This is a genomic window from Salinadaptatus halalkaliphilus, assembly GCF_006543045.1.
In the GTDB taxonomy this organism is placed as follows: domain Archaea; phylum Halobacteriota; class Halobacteria; order Halobacteriales; family Natrialbaceae; genus Salinadaptatus; species Salinadaptatus halalkaliphilus.
In genome coordinates this window covers 1-5,402 of sequence record NZ_RBZW01000075.1, presented here as the reverse complement: position 1 = coordinate 5,402, position 5,402 = coordinate 1, and the positions used below count along the sequence as shown (strand labels likewise).

The window sequence follows — 5,402 nt, the reverse complement described above, 5'->3', positions numbered from 1 at the left end:
GAGTTCGAAGGGGTTATGTACCCCGGATGGCTTACGATTAGGTCCGAAGGAAATGAGGATCCTACCCCTGCGGTCTTCCGTACAGATGGGATCTGATGTGAGCCTTGGTAGTTCGGTGACGCCAGATCGGTCGACGATCGGGGGTTGCCGAACGTGGACCCATTTAGTGTGAGTGCGACGCGATATGCATTCACCGCCAACCCCCCTCTTTCGAGAGGGGAGACCATTCCGGTTGATCCTGCCGGAGGTCATTGCTATTGGAGTCCGATTTAGCCATGCTAGTTGCACGAGTTTAGACTCGTAGCAGATAGCTCAGTAACACGTGGCCAAATTACCCTCTGGATTCGGATAACCTCGGGAAACTGAGGCTAATCCGAAATAGTAGTCTCAGGCTGGAACTGCAGAGACTGTGAAACGTTCAGGCGCCAGAGGATGTGGCTGCGGCCGATTAGGTAGACGGTGGGGTAACGGCCCACCGTGCCAGTAATCGGTACGGGTTGTGAGAGCAAGAGCCCGGAGACGGTATCTGAGACAAGATACCGGGCCCTACGGGGCGCAGCAGGCGCGAAACCTTTACACTGCACGATAGTGCGATAAGGGGACTCCAGGTGCGAGGGCATATAGTCCTCGCTTTTGTACACCGTAAGGAGGTGTACGAATAAGTGCTGGGCAAGACCGGTGCCAGCCGCCGCGGTAATACCGGCAGCACGAGTGATGACCGCTGTTATTGGGCCTAAAGCGTCCGTAGCTGGCCGTTCAAGTCTATCGGGAAATCCGCGCGCCCAACGCGCGGGCGTCCGGTGGAAACTGTTCGGCTTGGGACCGGAAGATCCAGAGGGTACGTCCGGGGTAGGAGTGAAATCCCGTAATCCTGGACGGACCACCGGTGGCGAAAGCGCTCTGGAAAGACGGATCCGACGGTGAGGGACGAAAGCTCGGGTCACGAACCGGATTAGATACCCGGGTAGTCCGAGCTGTAAACGATGTCTGCTAGGTGTGACACAGGCTACGAGCCTGTGTTGTGCCGTAGGGAAGCCGTGAAGCAGACCGCCTGGGAAGTACGTCCGCAAGGATGAAACTTAAAGGAATTGGCGGGGGAGCACTACAACCGGAGGAGCCTGCGGTTTAATTGGACTCAACGCCGGACATCTCACCAGCATCGACAGTGTGCAGTGACGGTCAGTGTGATGAGCTTACCTGAGCCACTGAGAGGAGGTGCATGGCCGCCGTCAGCTCGTACCGTGAGGCGTCCTGTTAAGTCAGGCAACGAGCGAGACCCACGTCCCTAATTGCCAGCAACACCCTTGTGGTGGTTGGGTACATTAGGGAGACTGCCAGTGCCAAACTGGAGGAAGGAATGGGCAACGGTAGGTCAGTATGCCCCGAATGTGCTGGGCGACACGCGGGCTACAATGGCCAAGACAGTGGGATGCTATCCCGAGAGGGAGCGCTAATCTCCGAAACTTGGTCGTAGTTCGGATTGCGGGTTGAAACTCACCCGCATGAAGCTGGATTCGGTAGTAATCGCGCCTCAGAAGGGCGCGGTGAATACGTCCCTGCTCCTTGCACACACCGCCCGTCAAAGCACCCGAGTGAGGTCCGGATGAGGCCCGGTTACCGGGTCGAATCTGGGCTTCGCAAGGGGGCTTAAGTCGTAACAAGGTAGCCGTAGGGGAATCTGCGGCTGGATCACCTCCACAGACCGGGATCGGGGCGACGCCCCGACCCACCTTGGCCGTGGCGCTACGCGCCACGCAGTCCACGTTCGCCGACACCCGCCGTCGTGCCGATCAGGCACCTTAGAACTACCAAGGCTCACACCAAGTCCCTCTCTCTCTCTCGTCGAGAGAGAGAGGGTGGGCCCATAGCTCAGTGGGAGAGTGCCTCCTTTGCAAGGAGGATGCCCTGGGTTCGAATCCCAGTGGGTCCATAGTCGGACTGGATCGACGAACCGTGTCCCTTAAGTGGGACAGGGAACTTCGATACAATCCGAACGAACCGATGCACCAGCCCGCGCAAGTGTGGCTGGGAAGGGTCAATGCAGGCCGGCCGTCTACCGGCGTGCAGATGAGACCGTGTGTACGTGTAGTCCAGGCGTCCACTGGACCCGTTCCCGGGTCACTATCGTTGCACTCTGTGCAACGTAGGTTGTTGTGACTTTGTCACAATGCCGATCCGATGAACGTGGCTACTGTGCCAGCTGGTGGATCGCTCGGCTTGAGAGCTGAAGACGGACGTGCCAAGCTGCGAAAAGCCTGAGGGACCCGCACGGAGGGAAAGAACTCAGGATTTCCGAATGGGAATCCCCACCGCAATTGCTTCGCGCAATGGGGAACGCCGAGAACTGAAACATCTCAGTATCGGCAGGAAAAGAAAACGTAATGCGATGTCGTTAGTAACGGCGAGTGAACGCGATCCAGTCCAAACCGAAGCCTTCACGGGCAATGTGGTGTTCGGACTGACGATCACTTCGCGACCGTCTACGAGAAGTCTCTTGGAACAGAGCACGAAACAGGGTGACAGTCCCGTACCGTAGATTAGTACCGAACGAGTCAGCTCCAGAGTATCGGGGGTTGGATATCCCTCGTGAATATTGCAGGCATCGACTGCAAAGACTAAACACTCCTCAAGACCGATAGCGAACAAGTAGTGTGAACGAACGCTGAAAAGCACCCCACAAAGGGAGGTGCAATAGGGCGTGAAATCAGTTGGCGATAGAGCGACAGGGCATAGAAGGTCCCGATCGAAACGACCGCAACGCGAGTTGCCAGTAGGAAGATGGGGAAGCCGGTGTTCTGTCGTACGTTTTGAAAAACGAACCAGGGAGTGTGCCTGTTTGACGAGTCTAACTCGATCATCGAGGAAGGCGTAGGGAAACCGACATGGCCGCAGCGCTTTGCGTGAGGGCCGCCGTGTTCAAGCGCGGGGAGTCAAACGGGCACGACCCGAAACCGGATGATCTAGGCGTGGGCAGGGCGAAGCGTGCCGAAAGGCACGTGGAGGCCCGATAGCGTTGGTGTCCTACAATACCCTCGCGTGACCTACGTCTAGGGGTGAAAGGCCCATCGAATCCGGAAACAGCTGGTTCCGACCGAAAGATGTCGAAGCATCACCTCTGCTGAGGTAGTTCGTGAGGTAGAGCTACGGATTGGGGGACCGCACTCCGAGAGGAGTGTGCCCCCCTGTCCAACTCCGAACTTACGAACGCCGTCGACGCAGGGAATCCGGTGCGCGGAGTAAGTCTGTGTACCGTGAGGGAGACAACCCAGAGCTGGGTTAAGGTCCCCAAGTGTGGACTAAGTGCGATCGAAAGTGGTCCCGAGCCCTAGACAGCCGGGAGGTGAGCTTAGAAGCAGCTACCCTCTAAGAAAAGCGTAACAGCTTACCGGCCGAGGTTCGGGGCGCTGAAAATGATCGGGGCTCAAGTCCACCACCGAGACCTAGCCGTGCCACTTATCGTGGCAATCGCGTAGGTCGGCGTTCTGTTCGGGTGGAAGCACGGGGGAGATCTCGTGTGGACCGTTCAGTAACGAAAATCCTGGTCATAGTAGCAGCGTGAGTCGGGTTAGAACCCCGACGGCCGAACGAGTAAGGGTTCCTCAGCAATGCTGATCAGCTGAGGGTTAGCCGGTCCTAAGTCAGCCCGTAAGTCGAAGCTGACAAAAGGGAAATAGGTTAATATTCCTATGCCAGTGTGTACTCAAAGCCAACGCTTTGGGGCCGCCGCAGCCGGGCCTTCGCCCGGTCGAACTGTCGAAATCCGTGGAAACCGTAATGGTACGAAGCGGACGAATGACAGGATAGCGCAAGTGCGGTCAACCTAGAGCCCGTGAAACGGCGAACACACTGTCCGTACCGAGATCCGACACAGGTACTCATGGCAGCGAAAGCCAAGGTCTGTCGGGAACAACCGACGTTAGGGAATTCGGCAAGTTAGTCCCGTACCTTCGGAAGAAGGGATGCCTGCCCTGTCTGGGGCAGGTCGCAGTGACTCGGACGCTCCAACTGTCTAGTAACAACATAGGTGACCGCAAATCCGTAAGGACTCGTACGGTCACTGAATCCTGCCCAGTGCAGGTATCTGAACACCCCGTACAAGGGGACGAAGGACCTGTTAACGGCGGGGGTAACTATGACCCTCTTAAGGTAGCGTAGTACCTTGCCGCTTCAGTAGCGGCTTGCATGAATGGATGAATGAGAGCGTCACTGTCCCAACGTTGGGCCCGGTGAACTGTACGTTCCAGTGCGGAGTCTGGAGACCCCCAAGGGGAAGCGAAGACCCTATAGAGCTTTACTGCAGGCTGTCACTGAGACGTGGTCGCCATTGTGCAGCATAGGTAGGAGGCGGTACACAGGTAGCCGCGCTAGCGGCCCACCGAGCCAGCATTGAAATACTACCCGATGGTGACTGCGACTCTCACTCCTGGCGGAGGACACTGGTAGCCGGGCAGTTTGACTGGGGCGGTACGCGCTTGAAAAGATATCGAGCGCGCCCCAAGATTTCCTCACCCGCGTCGGAGACGCGGGAAAGAGCGCAAGAGCATACGGAAGTCTGACAGTGTCCGGCACAACGACGGACGCTGACGCGAAAGCGTGGTCTAGCGAACCAATTAGGCTGCTTGATGCGGCCAATTGCTGACAGAAAAGCTACCTTAGGGATAACAGAGTCGTCACCCGCAAGAGCACATATCGACCGGGTGGCTTGCTACCTCGATGTCGGTTCCCTCCATCCTGCCCGTGCAGAAGCGGGCAAGGGTGAGGTTGTTCGCCTATTAAAGGAGGTCGTGAGCTGGGTTTAGACCGTCGTGAGACAGGTCGGCTGCTATCTATTGGGGGTGTAACGGTATCTGACGGGAACGTTCGTATAGTACGAGAGGAACTCCGAATGGGTGCCACTCGTGTACCAGCTGTCCGAGAGGGCACGTGCTGGGCAGCGACGCACCACGGGGTAAGAGCTGAACGCATCTAAGCTCGAAACCCACCTGGAAACGAGATACCACTGAGATCACTCGTAGAAGACGAGATTGATAGACTCGGGGTGTACGCGCCAAGGCAACGAGGCGTTGAGCCCGCGAGCACTAACAGATCGAGCCATACACTCATAATTACAATGCATTGGATCCGTGACGCGGTGAACGGGTCCGGACGCAAACTGGACTACACGTACATGGCGGTCACAACGGCCACCGATTACGGTTTGACGGCGGTTCGATTCCGCTGATCGGCGTTACGGCGGCCACAGCGGCGGGGTTCCTCCCGTACCCATCCCGAACACGGAAGATAAGCCCGCCTGCGTTCCGGCGAGTACTGGAGTGGGAGACCCTCTGGGAAACCTGGTTCGCCGCCATCCACTCATACTTCATTTCTAAGCCTCACAGCATCCGCTGTGGGGCTTTTTTCAT

Annotated in this window: 1 tRNA gene and 3 rRNA genes; all 4 read left to right on the top strand. The window is 57.3% G+C overall.

The annotated features are described in order from the left end of the window. Positions 1 to 225: 225 nt before the first annotated feature. The 4 genes from D8Y22_RS20090 (at position 226) to rrf (ending at position 5,350) form a co-directional block, all read left to right on the top strand. A 16S ribosomal RNA gene (locus tag D8Y22_RS20090) occupies positions 226 to 1,698 on the top strand. Between the two features lie 160 nt (positions 1,699 to 1,858). After that, a tRNA-Ala gene (locus tag D8Y22_RS20085) sits at positions 1,859 to 1,930 on the top strand. A gap of 249 nt (positions 1,931 to 2,179) precedes the next feature. After that, positions 2,180 to 5,100 (top strand): 23S ribosomal RNA (locus D8Y22_RS20080). A 128-nt stretch (positions 5,101 to 5,228) separates the two neighbouring features. Then, positions 5,229 to 5,350, top strand: a 5S ribosomal RNA gene (gene rrf / locus D8Y22_RS20075). Together the 16S, 23S and 5S rRNA genes with 1 tRNA gene alongside form the textbook arrangement of a ribosomal RNA operon. Positions 5,351 to 5,402 lie beyond the last annotated feature (52 nt).